The organism is Streptomyces sp. AN091965 (genome assembly GCF_022698285.1).
Classification (GTDB): Bacteria; Actinomycetota; Actinomycetes; order Streptomycetales; family Streptomycetaceae; genus Streptomyces.
Window position 1 is genome coordinate 1 of record NZ_JALDMY010000004.1, and the last position, 17,344, is coordinate 17,344.

Here is a 17,344-nt window from a genome sequence, read left to right on the forward strand (position 1 = left end):
TGACGGCCTTCGGCTTGCCGGTGGATCCCGAGGTGTACAGCAGGTGGGAGACGTTGTGGCAGTCGCCCCGGGCCGGGAGGTCGCCGTCGGCCTCGTTCGCCGCGGCCGCGTCGAGGTCCGCGAAGGTGTGTACGGCCCAGGTCCCGACGGGCATCCGGCCGGTGCCGTCCGCCTCGGCGACCACGAGCTGCGGGGCGGTGTCCTGGAGCATGAACGCCAGTCGGGCGTCGGGCAGTTGGGGGTCGAGGGGCACATAGGCCGCGCCGCTCTTGGCGACGGCGTACACCATCGCGAGGGTGCGGACGCTGCGGTCCATGAACAGCGCCACCCGCGTCCCGGGCCCGGCGCCCAGGCCGCGCAGCGCGCGGGCCAGACGGTTGGCCCAGGCGTTGAACTCACCGTAGGTGAGGGTCCGTTCGCCCACCTCGACGGCGACCGCGTCGGGGGTGCGGACGACCTGCTGCTCGAAGGGCTCGGCCAGGGTGGCGTACGGGACGTCGAGCGGCTGGTGGGGGTTGAGGCCGTACAGGATCCGCTGCCGTTCCGCGTCGGTGACCAGCGGGTGGGTGCCGACGGCCGCCTCGGGGTCCGCCGCGAGCGCGGTGCTCAGGTGCAGCCAGATGCCGCGGAACCGGTCGAGGGTCGTGGCGTCGAAGAGGGCCGCCGAGCACTCCATGACGCCGCTGACGCCCTGGGGCGTATCCGACAGCGTCGCCGACAGCTCCCATTTGGCCGTGCCGTACTCCAGGAGCTTGAGCGGGTTCATCTGCGCGCCGCTCAGCTGGAGCCGTTCGTCGCTCTGGAAGCCGAAGAAGGTCTGGAAGACGGGGTGGGTGGTGAGGCGGCGCGGGGTGCCCAAGGCGTCCACGATCCGCTCGAAGGGCACCGTCTGGTGGTCCTGGGCCTCGGCGGTGGTGGTGTGCACGGCACGGATGACGTCGTGGAACGACGCGGCGGCGACCACGTCGGTGCGCAGCGCCACCGACTTCACGAAGCATCCGGCGATCCGCTCGGCGTCGGGGTGGTCCCGGCCGCTGAGGGCGGTGCCCACGACGGTGTCGCGCTGTGCGGTCAGCCGCATCAGGAACACCTTGTAGGCGGCGAGCAGCACGACGAACAGCGTGGTGCCGTTGCGCGTGGCCAGGTCCTTCAGGTCGCCGACCAGACCCGGCGGCAGGTCGACGGCGACGGAGTGGCCGCTGCGGCTCGGCTCGTCGCCGCGCGGCCGGTCGGCGGGCAGGTCGAGGACGGCCAGGTCGCCGCCGAGCTTGTCCTTCCAGTAGGCGAGTTCGACGACGGCGCGGTCCTTGTCGGCGGTGTCGTCGAGCCAGGCCGCGTAGTCGAGGAAGCCGACGTCCGGCGGCGGCCCGAGCGGCGCGCCCGCGAGCAGTGCGCTCAGCTCCTCCATGTACGTCGACATGGAGGCGTAGTCGTTGACGATGTGGTGGACGACGAACACAAGGAGCATCGCGTCGCCGGGCAGCGCGACGGCCGAGACGCGGAACAGGGGCGGCCGGTCGACGCGCAGCGGCACCTGGGCGCCGGCGTTGGCGATCTCCTCGGCGCGGCGCTCGGCGTCCTCGGCGGGCAGCGCGCGCAGGTCGTGCCAGTCCACGTCGGGGTCGAACGGCGGCCGGTCGTACTGGCGGGCCTCGCCGTCCTCGACGGTGATCCGCAGCCGCAGCGCGTCGTGCCGCTCGACCAGGGTGCGCAGGGCGCGGCGCAGGTCGGCCTCGGTGCAGGCCCAGGGGATGCGCAGGTTGTCGAAGCAGTTGTACTCGGTGCTGTCCGGGAAGAGCTGGGTGAAGAACCAGATGCCCGCCTGGGCGGGGGTGAGCGGCACGCCCGTGCCGGGCCGGTGCGCGGGGATGGCCAGGTGGCGGGTGGTGGTGACGCTCTGGCTGAGCAGTCGCCTGATCAGTTCGTGCCGGGCGTCGGTCGTCCTGTCCATCTCAGCCTCCCGAGCCGCGTGCGTTGAGTGCCTCGATGCGCTCGGCGGCCTCCTGCTCGGACATCGAGCCGACGAGCTCGCCCAGGGTCCGTTCGATGAGGGCGGCGAGGCCGCGTACCGTCGGGTCCTCGAAGAACGCGGAGACGGGGACGCGGATGCCGAACAGGGCGGAGATCCTGACCATCACCTGGGCGACCTTGAGCGAATTGCCGCCCAGGGAGAAGAAGTTGTCCGTCGGTCCGACGTCGGGCAGCGCGAGGACGCGGCTCCACAGTCGGCAGAGTTCGGCCTCCAGGTGCGACTGCGCCCGCTCGCCCTCGCCGCGGGCAGCCCTGTCCTCGGTGGTCGGCGCGGGCAGCGCGGCGCGGTCCAGTTTCCCGGAGGCGGTGCAGGGCAGGGCGGGCATGCGGACGTAGACCTGGGGCAGCAGGTGGCTGGTGAGGCGCTCGGCCGCCCACCGGGCCAGTTCCTCGATGTCCACGTCCGTGCCGACGACGTAGCCGACGAGGGTGGCGTCGCCCTGCTCGTCGGGGCGCACCAGGACCGCGCAGTCCCGCACGCCGGGTCCTTCGGCCAGGACCGCCTCGACCTCGGCGGGTTCGACCCGGGCGCCGCGGATCTTGGTCTGCGTGTCGGCGCGGCCCAGGAAGAGGATCTGTCCGTCGGGGGCGTGCGCGCCGAGGTCCCCGGTCCGGTAGAGGCGTTCGCCGGGTTCGAGGGCGTAGGGGTGCGGGACGAAGCGTTCGGCGGTCAGCGCGGGCTGGTGGTGGTAGCCGCGGGCGAGGCCGCCCACCCCGGCGACGCAGATCTCCCCGGGGACGCCGTCCGGCACCGGCTGGAGCGCCTCGTCGAGCACGTACGGCCGGTACAGACCGACCTGGCGGCCCACCGGTACGTGGGCGGCGTGCGGCGGCACCCCGGTGTCCAGGTGCGGCCGTCGGCCCGCCCAGACGGCGAGCTCGCACGTCTCGCTCTGGCCGTACGCCGAGTGGATCTCGGCGTCGCCGAAGCGCTGCCGCACCCCGTCGAGGAGCCGGGTCGGCAGGGCCTCGCCCGAGGTCTGCACCCAGCGCACGCCGGGGAACTTCGCGTCCCCGGCCTCGTCGAGGAACACCTTGAGCATGGACGGCACGAAGTGCACGAACGTCACCTCGCCGCGGGTGAGCAGATCGACGAGGTGGGCGACGTCCCCCTCGCCGTGCGGCTCCGCCAGGCGCACCGAGCCGCCGGCCGACAGCGGCGCGAGGATCTCGATGACGGCGACGTCGAAGATGAGCGGCGTCTTGTGCAGGGTGACCGTGCCGGGCCCCAGATCGTAGTACTGGGCCGTCCAGTCGACGCGGATCGCGGCGCACGTGTGGTCCGTGACCACGCCCTTGGGGACGCCGGTGGAGCCGGAGGTGAAGTAGATGAACGCGGCGTTGTGCGGGTGCACGGGGGCGCGGGCCGGGGCGCGTTCGGCGCTGTCGGCGGTCTCGGCGTCCGGCTGCTCGGTCACGCACGGGATGTCCAGGCCGTCGACGGCGCGGGTGCCCGGCGCGGAGACCAGCAGCTGGGCGCGGGCCGAGCTCAGGACGGTCCGGATGCGTTCGGGCGGCATCCGGTCGTCGAGGGGGACGAAGGGCGCGCCGCACTTGAGGACGGCGAGCAGGGCCACGACCAGTTCCGTCGAGCGGCGCAGCTGGAGGGCGACCGGCCGCTCGGGCCCGGCGCCCAGGGCCGCGAGCCGGTCGGCGAACCGCTCGGCGCGGGCGTCGAGTTCGCCGTAGGTGACGGTGTCGTCGGCGGTGAGCAGCGCCACGCGGTCGGGGTGGCGGGCGGCCTGTTCCTCGAAGGGGCGGTGCAGCGGGTGCGGCACGGGGGCGGCGGCCGCCCCGGCGTCCGTCGCGGCGATCCGGGCCGCGGCCTGCTCGGCGCTCAGCAGGCGCAGCGAGCCGACGCGGGTGGCGGGCTCGGCCAGGGCGTGGCGCAGCAGGGATTCCAGGGCGGCCGGGGTCCACTGCCCTGCGGGCGCGGCGATCTCCGCCGTGGCCTCTTCGGTTCCGGGCGGGGTGTGCAGGACGACCTGTACGGCGTCCTGTACGGCGGGGGCGCTCGGCGTGGTCGGGACAGCTGGGGCAGTCGACACCGCCGGGGCAGTCGGGACGGTCGGCACAGGTGACGCGGAGTGGACCTGTGCCACGAGGTCGGTGAAGCACACCGCGTCCGTCACCCGCACCGCCGACGGCGTACCGCCGGTGATCAGTCGGCGCTCCTCGACGCGGTCGTAGCGGAACAGCGTCGCGGCCACCGCCGCGGCGACGACCGTGTCCGCCGGACAGCCGCCCTTCCGCGCGAGGGCCGCGACCCGGGCCATGAGGTCCGGCGGCAGGGGCAGCCGCACGGCCGGTCGGTGGGTTGTCACTGGTTGTCCTCCCCCTCCGTGTGGCTGCCCGCGCTCGACGGTCCCGCGAAGCCGCAGGTGAGTTGCGCGGTACGGGCGGTGATGCTCGGGAAGCGGTGCTCGCACTCGCCGATGAACGGGGTGCGGTACGGGGGCGGCAGCCCTTCGAAGGTCTGCTCGCCGTACGGGTACAGGCCGTTGAGGGACACGTCGATCAGCGCGGCGCGCAGCCGGCGCAGCAGCTGGTCGAGCACCTGCCGCTCGGGGACGGGGCGGCGGACCGTCAGGAAGAAGTGGTCGTAGAAGACCGAGCGCACGGCCCGGTCCTGCAGGCGCATCTCCCCGACGGACTGCTGGAGCAGGGACTCGCTGCCGGGCACCAGGCGGGCCGCCACGGCGCCGTGCACGACCTGGTTGACCCGCAGCGCCTCCTCCAGCTCGGGGTTGTCGAGGCCGCCGGCGCCGGGGACCCGGCCGTGGAAGAGCCGGCGCACCGGCCGGTAGTCCGGTGCCCAGCTGCCGCTGAAGCCGTGGTGGTGGCGGTGCATCGCCGGGCGGATGACCCGCTCGTAGCTGTCACGGGTGCAGGAGCTGGTGTACAGCATCATGGCGTTGTAGCCCTCGGCGAGGCCCGCGAGCAGGGCGGCACCGGTGCGGGGCGGATCCGGCGACGGCCGTGGGTCCGGCTCCGGCCCCGGCTCCGGCATGCGGGCGAGGACCCGCGCCATCAGGTGCCACAGCAGGAACGAGATCTGGTGCCCGGTGATCCACCGGAACCAGAACACGTCGTCGAGGGTGTCCCGGTCGGCGAGGTGGATCTCCTCCTGCGACAGCCACGCCGTGGCGAGCCCGAGCCTGCGCGCGGCGTGCTCCAGGGCGGCGTCGGCGGCGGCGTCGGGCCCGTCCCGGTCGAGGTCGTCCGGCTCGGGCAGGTGGAGCGGCTCCAGACCGTAGGGGTAGGCGCCGAAGTCCCACTCCGCCACCCGCGTCGCGGTCGTCACCTCGGCCGCCCTCCCGCTCACGGGCGCGCACCGGGTATGTAGGTGAACTCGAACTCGAGACCGTTGACGTCGAGGAAGTAGAAGCTCTCCACGCCGTCGGCGTCCACCACGACGTCGGTCGCGGTCTCCTGGTCGACGAAGGTGTACGAGCCGGAGCGGAACAGCGCCAGCCAGTGCTCGCGCCAGGCGACCAGCTCCTCGGAGGAGGCCGCCTGGAGACACACGTGCTGGTACTGCGCCGCCTTGGGGTCGGGCGGCTGTGCGGCGCTGCCCTGCCGGTCGAAGAGGTGGAAGCGCACCGAACCGCACTCCAGCTCCACCAGGGTGGTGATCCCGGGCAGCCTGCTGAGGGTGAGCGACGAGAACGTGGACAGCGTCCAGTTCGGCGTGCAGCCGAAGAAGTCCTGGTACCAGTTGAGGGAGTTGTCCAGGTCCGCGGTCTGTACGCCGATGTGGTTGAAGGACGGCGCCGTCGCCGGGGGCGCTCCCGGGGCACGCTTCGTGCCGGGCGGCGGCACGCTCATGAGGTCTGCTCCCCGGCCGCGGCCTCCATGCTCCGCCGCAGGCTGGCCGGCCGCATGTCCGTCCAGACCTCGGCGATGTGCGTGAGGCAGGCGTCCTTGGACCGTGGCGGACCGATCACTTCCCAGCCGGCCGGCACGTCTCTGCCCGTCGGCCAGATGGAGTACTGCTCCTCGTCGTTGCGTACGACGAGGAAGTCGGGCTCGCTCGCGGCCTCAGACGTGGTGTCCACTGCCGTCACCTCCCACAAGGCTCTCTACGGTGGCGTCGCCGCCCGGGTCCGATGCGGTGCGGCCGTTGTCCAGGGACATGCCGAGCAGCTGGCCGATCAGCTCGCGGTGGTCGGTCTCCGCGGTGTCGGCGAGCGCGTGGGCGGCATGCCGTCGTTCGTGCTCCTCCTGGTCCTGCGACAGCTTGAAGCGGCCCACGATGTCGGTGATCTCGACCTCGAAGCCGACGACGAAGTCGATCAGCTTGTCGATGCGTTCGTCGTCGGGACGCAGCGTCGGCGGGCCCGCGTCGCGCTCCGCGCGCGCGGCCAGTTCGCACATGCCCGCCACGATCCGGTCGCGGTCGCGGACGATCCGGGCCCGGCCGCGGACCTGGACGGTGACGGAGTTCCAGGTCGGCAGCTGGTCCGTCTCGTAGACGGTGGGCGAAATGTAGCCGTTGGGTCCGTGGAACAGGATGGTCACCGGGCGGTCGTCGAGGAGCCGGGCGTGCGGGTTCTCCCGGTCCAGGTGCCCGAAGAGGAACCCCCGGCGGCCTCGCGAGCGGTCCAGGGTGAGCGGGAGCTGGGTGACGACGGGGTCGTCGGTGCCGCGCGCCGAGATCACGGTGGCGAACTTGAAGCGTTCCACGACCGCGTACGTCCTCTCGGCGTCGCGCTCCACATGGCGGTCCGGCGGATAGCGCGCCGCACTGCGGCCGGGGGCGGGGCCCAGCCGGTCCGCGATGTCGTCGACGATCTGCCGGGACCGGAACGGCAGCAGGGACAACAAGGTGTCGCCGAGCCCGAAGGAGCTCTCGCCCAGGCCCTGGACGTACAGGCCCGCGGTCAGCGGCGGCGTCAGGGCGACGCGATGGGCGGCGGTCAGCACGGGCTCGCCGGTCGCGTCGCGCCGGACGTACGGCAGCACGTCGGCGAACATCTCGCGGTCCAGGCGGCGTTCGTAACCGGTGGCCAGGACCACCAGGTCGCAGGGCAGGGTGGTGGTCGTCCCGTCCAGGCGGTCCTGGACGGTGGCGAGGGTCCCGCCCTCGCCCGGTCCCGCGGCGACGAGGCGGGAGTAGGGGTGGATGAACAGTCTGCGGCGTCCCGTGACCTCGTCGAGGTAGGTGAGGCGGTACAGGTGGTCGAGCAGGCCCTCCTCGACGGCTCCGTAGTTGGAGTTGCGCACGTCGGCGAGCTGCTTGGCCCGGCGCTGGGCGGGCTGCTCCAGGAAGCGGCGCGCACTGTCGGAGAAGTACTGCTCGTTGACGAAGGGGCTGTTGTCCGTGGGGCGCGGTGCGAAGCCGGAGGCGATCAGGTGGACCTCGATCGCGGGGTACTCCGTGAGGGCCTGGAGCGCGATCTCCCCGGCGCTCTGCCCGTCACCGACGAGGACGATCCGGTGCGCCCCGTCCGTGTCCGGCAGCCGTTCGGCGAACCGGGGCAGGAACGCGCTGGAGTGGATCGCATGATCGAGGTCGACGCCTTCGGGTATCCGGGGCTTCCCGCCGGGCGCCACGACCACGTTGCGTGCCCGCACGCTGCGGGTCCGGCCGCCGGTCCGCTCGCGGTAGCGCACGTCGAACGACTCCGTGCCGTGCGGGGTGACGCCGACGACCTCGGCGCCGTAGCGGACCTGCTCGGAGAAGTCGTCCGCCGCCCAGACCAGGTAGTCGCTGTACTCGGCCCGCGAGGGATGGAACTCGTGCAGGTTCACGAACCGTTCGAGCCGGCCTCGGTGCTTGAGGTAGTTCAGGAAGGAGTACGGGCTCGCCAGGTTGCGGAGGCTGACCAGGTCCTTGAGGAACGAGATCTGCATCCGGGAGCCCTTGAGCAGCATGCCCGGATGCCAGCGGAAACGCGGACCGCGCTCCAGGAAGAGGCACGTGCGCAACGGGTCGATCTCCCGTGCGGCGATGGCGAGCGCCAGGTTCGACGGTCCGAATCCGATGCCGACGACGTCGTACGGCTCGGTCGGCGATGGCCCCGAGGCAACAGCGGACTCCACAGCGTCGTTGAGCAAACCGGGTACCCCGTCCTCTGGTTCCCTTTGCCGGTGCACAGCCGCATCAACCCATGGGCGGCCCGCCCAGGGGAATCGAGGCACACCACCCGCGCGATCGACTCATGCGCCAGGAAAACGAGGGGCGGCAAAGGTTCGAATGTTATTGATGCGCCATTTCGAAAACACGGCCTGCTCGAGGGAGGTGCAGACGGAGTAGCCGTCCGACGTGTCCGGCATCGGCCAATTCGGCACCCGCCTTCACCATGCGATCAACATTCAACGAAGCCCCACACTACGGTGATCGAAAATTCCAGTCAACAGTGGAATCAGGACACATGCCCTCTCCCCCGCAGCCTCTCGGGACGAAAGCGCATCGGGCCGCATTCGACGGCATGCGTGCTGATGGCAGACGTGGGCGGAGATCAATTCACCAGCCCTTCAAGGCGTAGGGAATCAGCCCGCATGAACGTGATGCGAAGCGGTTCACCGCCCAACGACCGCCACTCACCGGGGGTGTTGACTGGCGAATATCACCGGGCTACCGTCGCCATGACTCCCGGTCCCGCACCCTGCGTCCGCATCTCCGGGGCCCGTGCCCGCTGCGTGGCCGCGCGGAAGAGCCGTCAGGCCACGCGAAGACGAGGCGTGACTCTACATTCATCGGCAATTCACGCTGCCGCTTCTGCCGTCAAAAACCTGTTTCAGGAAGGACTGGCGAGTTTGCATTCTCATCGCGTCAGCACGGTGGACATAGACGAGGAAAGACTGGCCAAGGAGCTGGAGCAGGCGAAGGATTTCGACTTCGCCGAGCCCTACGACGAGTTCCTGTGCAGCCGCCCGGCACGCCGGCAAGGGCAGATCATGCTCTGGGCGCCCGGGGGCGACAACGGGGACGGCATCATCAAGCACTACGACGACGGCCGCGCGTCGGGTGTCACGGAGTACGGGCGGCAGTTGCCGTACCTCGTACAGATCATGGAAGAGTCGTTGTCCGTGCGGCATCTGCGGTTCGCCCGGCTGGCCGCACTGACCTCGAACGTCCTGGTCCCGCACCGTGACTACGTCGAGTTCGACACGGCCGCGGCCACCGACAAGCGCCCCGCGCACCGGCTGCACATCCCGCTGATCACGTTTCCGGACTGCTACTTCAGCGACGACAACGTGGTCTTTCAGATGGCGGCCGGGGAGGTGTGGTTCCTCGACGTCACCAAGGTGCACAGCGCCGCCAACCTCTCGGACGAGCTGCGCCTGCACCTGATCGTCGACTTCGTCGACACCGAGGACCACGACGAGCTGCTCACCCTCGGCACCGAGGCCGAGCGGGTGATCCCCGACTCCCGCATCGTGCACCGGCCACCGCTGCCGGACGCCGCGCGGCAGGCGCTGTACGGCCTGGCCGACGTGGTCGACCCGGGGAACCTCCGGGAGGTGTTCGGCCTCGTCGCCAAGGCGGGCTTCCAGTACGACGGTGGCGAGAACTTCTTCTGGCGGACGATCGCCGGGATCCGCGACCGGGTCGCCGACCCCGCGATGGCCGCGCGCCTCGCGGAACTGGACGACTACTTCCTGTGCGCACGGGCCACGTGACCGGCGTCCCGGACCCCGGGCGGACCACACCGCCCGGTGGCACGGCCGCGCCGACCCGCCGGTCGATGCGGCACGGCGTGGTCATCCTGCCGGAGTACACCTGGCCCCGGTCCCGAGACATGTGGCGCAGGGCCGAGGACCTGGGCTTCGACCACGCCTGGACCTTCGACCACCTGATGTGGCGGCGGCTGCGCGAGTCGACGTGGTACTCGGGCCTGACCACGCTGACCGCCGCGGCCGCCGTCACGACCAGGCTGCGGCTCGGCACGCTGGTGGCCACCCCCAACCTGCGGCACCCGGTCTCCTTCGCCAAGGAGCTCATGACGCTCGACGACATCTCCGAGGGCCGCCTCATCTGCGGGGTCGGGGCGGGCGCCCAGGGCTTCGACGCCGAGGTCTTCGGTGCCGCTCCCCTGTCCCCGGCCGAACGGGCGGCACGCTTCGAGGAGTTCGTCGAGCTGACGGACCTGCTGCTGCGCCGGACGGAGACCAGCTACAGCGGCCGGTACTTCCAGGCGCGGGAGGCCCATATGCGTCCCGGCTGCGTCCAGCGCCCGCGCGTGCCGTTCGCCCTCGCGGCCGGTGGCCCCCGTGGGATGCGCCTCGCGGCCCGGCACGCCCAGTCCTGGATCACCGTCGGGGTACCGGGACGCTTCCAGGAAGGCCGCTTCGACCGGATGGCCGGGCTGCTCAGGGACCAGCTCGCGCGGCTCGACGAGGCCTGCGCCGCCGAGGGCAGGGAGCCGTCCACGCTGGCGCGTACCGTCGTCGCCGGTGAACAGCTCGGTGGCGTCCTGGAGTCGGCGCAGTCCTTCAAGGAGGCCAGGGAGATGTTCTCGGAGATGGGCTTCACCGACCTGGTGGTCTTCTGGCCCCGCGCGGACTTCCCCTTCGCGGGACGCCCCGAGGTCCTCGACGCCATCGCGCCGCTGCTGCACGAGGGCGCCGCCGCCGCGCCCCGGCACGCCGACACCACGACGCGTCCGGCATGAGCGGCACACCGCCGGGCGACGGCGCCCACGCCCTGACCGCTGCCCTGCGCGCGGCCGGGGTCTCCGTGTGCTTCACCAACCCCGGCACCTCGGAGATCCATCTGGTGGCGGCGCTCCAGGACACCCCGGGCACGCGCACCGTGATGTGCCTCTTCGAAGGGGTGGCGACCGGCGCGGCCGACGGCTACGGCCGCATGGCACCCCTACCGGCCATGACCCTGCTCCACCAGGGCGCCGGGCTCGCCAACGGCCTCGCCAATCTGCACAACGCCCAGCGGGCGGGCACGCCCGTGCTGAACGTCGTGGGCGATGGGGCGATCACCCACCACGGCCTCGGCGCGCCCTTGGAGTCCGACGTCGCGGCCCTCGCCCGCCCCATGTCGCAGTGGGTCCGCAGCAGCGCGCACGCCGCGGACCTGGGAGCCGACGCGCTCGCCGCGCTGCGGGCGGCGTGCGGTCCGCCCTCCGGCGTGGCCACCCTGGTCGTCCCTTCGGACGTGGCCTGGTCGCCGTGCCGCCCGGAGCCACCGGACGACGCCGCCCGGCCGCCCAGCCCCACAGCGGCGGACCCGGCCGCCCACAGCGATCGGCAGGCGCACGCGACGGCGTCGGCGGGCACTCCGACCGCCAGCGCCCGCGCGTTGCGGGCGGGCCCCGGCACCCTGCTGCTGCTCGGCGGGCGGACGCTCACCGCCCGCGGCCTGGCCGCCGCCGACCGCATCGCGCGGGCCACCGGCGCCCGGATACTCGCCGAGCCGTTCCCCGGGCGGCTCGAACGCGGCCTGGGCGTGCCGTTCGTCGAGCGGCTCAGCGCGGCTCCCGAGGCCGCGCGGGCCCGACTCGCCGATGTCACCCGGCTGATCCTGGCGGGTGCGGCCCGGCCCGTCACCGCCTTCGCGACCCCCGGGGTGCCCGGCGACCTGGTTCCGCCCGGCTGCGCGGTGACCCGTCTCGCCGGTCACGGCCAGGACGTGGTCGAGGTACTGGAGGAGGTCGCCGACCAGGTCGCCCCGGGCATCCGGCCGCGGCGCCACGAGGCGCTGCCCGGACCGCGCCCCTCCGCCGGGGCCGAGCTGACCGCCGAGACGGTGGCGCGGGTCGTGGGCGCCGTGCTGCCCGAGGGAGCCGTCCTGGTCGACGAGACCAACACGTCCGGCGCGGCTCTGCCCGCCGCGACCGCCGCGTCCGCGCGCCACGATCTGCTCACCCTGTCGGGCTTCGCCATCGGCCAGGGCCTTCCGCTCGCCGTGGGCGCCCAACTCGCCTGTCCCGGGCGGCCGGTGATCTGTCTGGAGGCCGACGGCAGCGCGATGTACACCCTCAGCGCGCTCTGGACCCAGGCGCGCGAGAACCTCGACGTCACCGTCCTGGTGCTCAACAACCGCAGCTACGCGATCCTGCGCCGGGAGGCCCGCCGCATGCTGGGTCCGTCCGCCGAGCCGCTGGCGGGGCTCTTCGACCTCGACCGGCCCGACCTGGACTTCGTCCGCCTCAGCGAGGGCATGGGCGTACCGGCGTGCCGTGTCCGGACCGTCGGCGAACTGGCCGACCGGTTGAAAGGGGCGCTGTCCGAGCCCGGACCGCACCTTATTGACGTGCCGGTGCCCGCGGCCCACTGACCGGGTGGAGCGCCGCGACCGTACGAAGGACCAGGACCTGGTGAGGAGCGAGCAGCCCGTGACGACCGAGCCGCACCACGCATCCCGACCGACGGGCGTACCGGAGGAGGCCCTCGCCGCCCTGTTCGCCGAATGCCTCCACATGCCCTCGGTGGGTCCCGACGAGGACTTCTTCGTGCTCGGCGGCTACTCGCTGACCGCGACGACCCTGTCGGCGCGCATCCGCAGCGCTCTGGGCGTCGAGGTGACCACCGCGGACATCTTCCGCAACCCGACCGTGCGGAGCCTGGGCGCCGCCCTCGGCAGCGGGCGGGAGGCGGCGCGGCTCATCCGGCCCGCCGACCGCGGCCTGCCGGTCCCCGCGTCCTTCGCCCAGGAACGCCTGTGGATCCTCGACCAGTTCACCGGCCCCAGCAGCCTCTACAACGTCGCGATGGTCCTCCGCCTCAGCGGCTCCCTCGACCGGGCGGCCCTGCGCACGGCACTCGGTGACGTACTGGAGCGTCACGAGGCCTTGCGCACCCGGGTCGTCCTCGGTGAGGACGGGCCCGTCCAGGAGGTCCTTCCGGCGCCGCGGGAGGCGCCGCTGCACCACACCCGCGTGACGTCGGGCACGGTGGTGGCGGCCGTGCGGGAGGCCGCCGATCGCTCCTTCTGTCTGGCCACCGAGATCCCGTTCCGCGCCGAGCTGTTCGCCGACGACACCCGCGCGGACGGCTCCGACGCGTACGTCCTGCTCCTGCTGATCCACCACATCGCTGTCGACGGCTGGTCCAACAACCGCCTGACCAGGGACCTCGGCCTCGCCTACCGGGCCCGCCTCGCCGGGCGGGGCGTGCCCTGGGAGCCGCTGCCCGTCCAGTACGCCGACTACGCGGTGTGGCAACGCGCCCAGTACGCCCCGGACCGCCCCTCCCCCACGGCCCTGCGGCAGACGGAGTTCTGGCGCACCGCCCTGGCGGGTGCCCCGGAGCCGCTGGTGATGGCCACCGACCGCCCCCGTCCGCCGGTGCCCGGCGGCAAAGGCGACCATCTGCCCCTGGCCCTCGGCCCGGAGCTCCACCGGGAACTGCTGGGCGCGGCCCGGCGCTCGGGCTGCACCGCCTTCGTCCTCGTCCACGCCGCGCTCGCCCTGCTGCTGCACCGGCGCGGCGCGGGAGAGGACGTCGTCATCGGCGCGACCGTGGCCGGGCGGTCGGACGCCTCGCTCGACGACCTGGTGGGGTTGTTCGTGAACACCCTCGTGCTGCGGGTCGATCTGTCGGGCGCCCCCACGGTGGCCGAGGCCGTGCGCCGTACGCAGGTGACGGACCTCGCGGCCATGGAGCACCAGGACCTGCCGTTCGACCGTGTCGTCGAGGTGGTGAATCCGCCGCGGTCGGCCGCGTACGGCCCGCTGGTGCAGGTCCTCCTGGCGTTCCAGGCGGGCCCCGTCGAGCCGCCGGAGCTGACGGGCCTGCGCGCCGAGGCCGAGATCCTGCCGCTGAAGGTCGCCAAGTTCGATCTCACCTGGGAGCTGACCGAGGCCTTCGACGGCGACGGCGGACCGGCCGGCGTCACCGGGCACCTGGAGTACGCCGAGGACCTCTTCGACCGGGAGACGGCCCGCGCCATGGTCGAGGACCTGGGCCTGATCCTGCGCGTCATCGCCACGGAACCGGGCCGCCCGATCCATGATCTCCCCTGTGGTGGAACGGCGTTCGCCGAAAGCAGCGGCGACCTTTGAGCGCCGGGCCGACCGATCCAGCGGAGGAGACCGTCCCGAGCACCACGCAACGCCGCGTCCTTGACCGGGTGCCACCGCTGTTACGCCAGACCGCCTTCCGCAGGTACTGGACCGCACAGTCGATCTCCTACCTGGGTGATCAGATCACCTTCGTCGCCCTGCCGCTGGCCGCGGTCCTGGCCCTGGACGCCAACGCGGCCCAGCTGGGAGCCCTCTCGGCCGCCGCGTCCCTTCCCAATCTGCTGTTCTCGCTGCACGCGGGCTCGCTCATCGACCGGTCCGGGCGGCTGCGCGCCACGATGATCGTCGCCGACCTCGTCCGCGCCCTTGTCCTGGTGACCGTGCCGATCGCCTACTGGCTCGGCGTGATGACGCTGCCTCAGCTGTACGTCGTCGCCTTCGTCACGGGGACGTTCGGCATGCTGTTCAGCCTGTGCGCCAACAGCCTCCTCGCCGTCGTCGTGCCGCGTGAGCAGTTGCTGTCGGGCAACGCCCTGGTCAAGGGGAGCTACAACTTCTCCTTCGCCGCGGGCCCGGGGATCGGCGGCGGGCTCGTGCAGATCCTCTCCGGTCCCGTCGCGATCGTCCTCGACGTCGTCTCCTTCCTCGGTTCGGCCCTGCTGCTGCGGTCCTTCTCGCCCGACGAGCCCCGCCCCGCCCCCGCGGGGCGCAGACATCTGCGGGAGGGGCTGCGGTTCGTGCTGCGCACCCCGGTCCTGCTCGCGAAGTTCTTCGCGGACGCCAGCCTCAACTTCTTCTACACGATCTACTTCACCCTCCTGGTCCTGTACGCGGTGCAGGAGCTCCACCTGTCGTCCGGCCTCGTCGGTGTCGTGATCGCGGCAGGTGCCATCGGTGCGATGGCCGGGGCGGCGCTCACGACCCGGGCGAGCCGGTCCCTGGGGGTGGGCGGGGCCTTCTTCCTCGGCGCGTTCCTCTATCCGGGGGCCCTGGTCCTGGTGCCGCTGGCCCACGGGCCGGTGTGGCTGGCGGCCACGTTGCTGATCGTCGCCGAGTTCGTCTCCGGCATCGGCCTGATGGTGTGCGACATCTCCGCGACCTCGATCCAGCTCGCGTTGACGCCGCACCGGCTCCGCGCCCGGGTGCAGGGCGCGTTCATGCTGTTCAACAAGGGGGCACGGCCGCTGGGCGCGCTCGTCGGCGGCGTCCTGGGCAGCTGGCTGGGGCTGCGCCCGACGCTGTGGCTGGCCACCCTGGGCGGCGTCGTGAGCATCCTGTTCATCCTGCCGAGCCCACTTCGGCGGATGAAGGACCTGCCCGCCGAGGCGGAGTGACGAGGGGCCGGTGGTCCCCCGGCGGATCGGCTCGCCGTCCCGCCGGGGCAACCGGCTCCGTCGTGGCTCGGCGGCTCACGCCACGGAGCTGAGGGCCTCGGTGGAGGCGACCTGGAGGGTGGGCAGGATCTCCCGGGAGCGCAGCACCATGCCCTGGCAGTAGTTCGCGTTGTGCTCCAGGCTCCGCTGCCGCTGGTACGGCATCTTCTGCCGCCCCCGGTGGTCGATGTGCAAGGTGACCCGCTCCGCCCCCTCGTCGTCGGCTTCGAGCATTTCGCGCCCCACCAGCAGGCGGAACAGTTCCGCGGACACCTCGACCAGGTAGCCTTTGCCGTCCGGCCGGCCGAGCAGGGTGACCTCGGTGAACTCGTAGTCCGGAGTCCGCACCGGTTCGCGGTAGATGTAGGCCCGGGTGAGGAGGTCCATCTCGAAGGCCTGGCGTGCCATCGGGTCGGCCCACCAGTCCTGTTCGGCGACGAAGTCGGCCAGCAACCGGTCGAACTCCTCGCGGTGCGAGCTCAGCACCATGTGCGCGGTCTTGCCCGTGTTCAGCAGGTCGTAGTTGCCGAGGTCCTTCGTCGACTGGATGAAGAACTGGCACACCTGTGAGTCGGGCCTGCTCCGGAAGTAGCGGGCCATCTCGGCGAACAGGTCGCCGTAGGAGAGGATTCCGGTCGCGTCGAGATAGCCCGAGAGCACGAACAGGGCCCGCATGTTGTACAGGGTGTACAGCGCGTGGTTCACCCAGTAGCCCTCGTAGCAGTCCTCCTCGGTCACCCATTTCGTGCCGAGGACGACCTCCGCCTCGGACACGTCGCTGGCCGCCTCGGCGGTCAGGATGCCGAGCGCCTCCCGCTGCGCGTACATGGGCGTGTTGTGCAGGAACAGCTGCGGATAGACGATGATGGTGTCGGCGTACGAGCGGCAGAGCCGGGTCAGTCCCTCCTTGAACGAGGTGAGGGTCTCGCCGGGCAGCGGCCAGATCATTTCCACGTACGAGCTGATCCGTTTCTCCCGGAGCAGGCGCTGGAGCCCGATGTAGGTCTCCTCGCGGATGTTCTTCCGGTCCACCATCTCCAGCGTCGACACGTTGACCGTCTGCAGCGAGATGGGCTGGCTCACCATGAGTCCACCGCGTACGAAGATCTCGGTGATCTCGGCCATGCGCTCGGGCCGGTTCTTGGCGGCGGCCATGTGGACGATCAGCGGGTAGCCGTTCTCCTCGCTGCATTCGACGATGTACTCGCTCAGGGCGATGTCGCGGGGCGACAGGCCCCAGTTGGCGTCGGCGATCATCAGCGCGTTGTAGCCGTGCTCACTGACCCATTTGAGCTCGTTCTTGATCCGTTCCTCTTCGAACTTGTTGACCTTGGAGTTCGTGGCGGCGCCCCAATAGCAGAAGGTGCAGCGGAACGGGCAGCCGCGGTTGGTCTCCATGATGGCGAAGCTGAATTCGTGACCGTCGAAGACGCCGTTGAGGAACGGCGAGGGAATGTCCATCAGGTTCTGGATCCTGGGCGCCGCCTCGGTGGTGACGAGGTCGCCCGCGGACCAGAAGCTGAGCCCGGGCACCTTGTGCATGTCCGGCTTCTCCGCACCGAGTTGCCGGATGAACTCGAGCGACGTGCGTTCCCCTTCTCCGTTGCACACGTAGACGTTCTCCGCGCCGTCGCTCAGATAGGTCGCGGCGTGGTTCATCACCTGGGGCCCGCCCAGCAGGTAGTACGCGTCGGGACGCAGTGCGCGCAGTTCCTTCAGCAGCCAGCGGACCAGCTTCATGTTCCAGATGTAGCAGCTGAACGTGTAGAGGTACGCGTCCTTGTCGGCGAGCTGCCGGAGCAGGTCGTGCCGGTCGCCGGTGACCGGCAGGGACACGATCTCGAAGGTGTGGGCCGCCGCGACCTCGTCGTCGTCCTGGGCGAACGCCTGGATGTAGCCCGAGGCGAGCGGCAGGATGTTCTCGTAGGTGGGCAGTTCCACCAGCACGATCTTCCGGCGGTCCCGTGTGACCGTCCCGGCTTCCGCGGTTCCGGAGGATTCTTGGGTTCCCAT

The 17,344-nt window shown here is 71.7% G+C and carries 12 protein-coding genes; 5 read left to right on the plus strand and 7 right to left on the minus strand.

Translation table 11 applies throughout. The features are described 5' to 3' along the window. The 6 genes from MQV74_RS40450 to MQV74_RS40475 all read right to left on the minus strand — a co-directional run. Nucleotides 1-1,951 (minus strand): condensation domain-containing protein (locus MQV74_RS40450; protein WP_242729437.1); only part of this gene is annotated, 1,951 nt, incomplete at its 3' end. Between the two features lies 1 nt (nt 1,952). After that, nucleotides 1,953-4,355 carry a non-ribosomal peptide synthetase gene (locus MQV74_RS40455; RefSeq protein ID WP_242729438.1) on the minus strand — a complete coding sequence of 801 codons (2,403 nt, stop codon included), beginning with the start codon at nt 4,353-4,355 and terminating at the stop codon, nt 1,953-1,955. Next, nucleotides 4,352-5,335 carry a hypothetical protein gene (locus MQV74_RS40460; protein WP_242729439.1) on the minus strand — a complete coding sequence of 328 codons (984 nt, stop codon included), beginning with the start codon at nt 5,333-5,335 and terminating at the stop codon, nt 4,352-4,354. The genes MQV74_RS40455 and MQV74_RS40460 overlap by 4 nt, the downstream gene beginning before the upstream one ends. A 17-nt stretch (nt 5,336-5,352) precedes the next feature. Continuing rightward, nucleotides 5,353-5,859, minus strand: a complete 507-nt coding sequence (locus MQV74_RS40465; protein ID WP_242729440.1) for a VOC family protein — start codon at nt 5,857-5,859, stop codon at nt 5,353-5,355. Next, nucleotides 5,856-6,089: an MbtH family protein gene (locus MQV74_RS40470; protein ID WP_242729441.1), complete on the minus strand. Its 234-nt coding sequence runs from the start codon at nt 6,087-6,089 to the stop codon at nt 5,856-5,858. The genes MQV74_RS40465 and MQV74_RS40470 overlap by 4 nt, the downstream gene beginning before the upstream one ends. Then, entirely contained in the window at nt 6,073-8,091 is a 2,019-nt protein-coding gene (locus MQV74_RS40475; RefSeq protein ID WP_242729442.1) for a SidA/IucD/PvdA family monooxygenase, read from the minus strand. The genes MQV74_RS40470 and MQV74_RS40475 overlap by 17 nt, the downstream gene beginning before the upstream one ends. Nucleotides 8,092-8,817: 726 nt before the next feature. Here MQV74_RS40475 and MQV74_RS40480 point away from each other — a divergent pair. Genes MQV74_RS40480 through MQV74_RS40500 form a run of 5 tightly spaced genes read left to right on the plus strand, consistent with a single transcriptional unit; the run spans nt 8,818 to nt 15,292 of the window. Continuing rightward, the gene (locus MQV74_RS40480) at nt 8,818-9,660 is read left to right on the plus strand and encodes an aspartyl/asparaginyl beta-hydroxylase domain-containing protein (protein ID WP_242729443.1); all 843 of its coding nucleotides are present in this window, start codon (nt 8,818-8,820) and stop codon (nt 9,658-9,660) included. Beyond that, on the plus strand, nt 9,642-10,652 hold the full coding sequence (locus MQV74_RS40485) for an LLM class flavin-dependent oxidoreductase (protein ID WP_242729444.1): 1,011 nt from the start codon (nt 9,642-9,644) through the stop codon (nt 10,650-10,652). The genes MQV74_RS40480 and MQV74_RS40485 overlap by 19 nt, the downstream gene beginning before the upstream one ends. Then, complete coding sequence (locus tag MQV74_RS40490; RefSeq protein WP_242729445.1) at nt 10,649-12,271, plus strand: acetolactate synthase large subunit; 1,623 nt, start codon at nt 10,649-10,651, stop codon at nt 12,269-12,271. The genes MQV74_RS40485 and MQV74_RS40490 overlap by 4 nt, the downstream gene beginning before the upstream one ends. A gap of 58 nt (nt 12,272-12,329) precedes the next feature. Further along, nucleotides 12,330-13,997, plus strand: coding sequence for a condensation domain-containing protein (locus MQV74_RS40495; RefSeq protein WP_242729446.1), 1,668 nt, complete (start codon nt 12,330-12,332; stop codon nt 13,995-13,997). Further along, entirely contained in the window at nt 13,994-15,292 is a 1,299-nt protein-coding gene (locus tag MQV74_RS40500; RefSeq protein ID WP_242729447.1) for an MFS transporter, read from the plus strand. Before MQV74_RS40495 ends, MQV74_RS40500 begins: the two co-directional genes overlap by 4 nt. A 75-nt stretch (nt 15,293-15,367) precedes the next feature. Here MQV74_RS40500 and MQV74_RS40505 read toward each other — a convergent pair whose 3' ends face one another. Further along, nucleotides 15,368-17,344, minus strand: a complete 1,977-nt coding sequence (locus MQV74_RS40505) for a B12-binding domain-containing radical SAM protein (protein WP_242729448.1) — start codon at nt 17,342-17,344, stop codon at nt 15,368-15,370.

Coding starts and splice junctions, on each gene's coding strand:
- MQV74_RS40505 (WP_242729448.1), bottom strand. CDS start 17,344: ATGGGAACCCAAGAATCCTCCGGAACCGCGGAAGCCGGGACGGTCACA.
- MQV74_RS40465 (WP_242729440.1), bottom strand. CDS start 5,859: ATGAGCGTGCCGCCGCCCGGCACGAAGCGTGCCCCGGGAGCGCCCCCG.
- MQV74_RS40490 (WP_242729445.1), top strand. CDS start 10,649: ATGAGCGGCACACCGCCGGGCGACGGCGCCCACGCCCTGACCGCTGCC.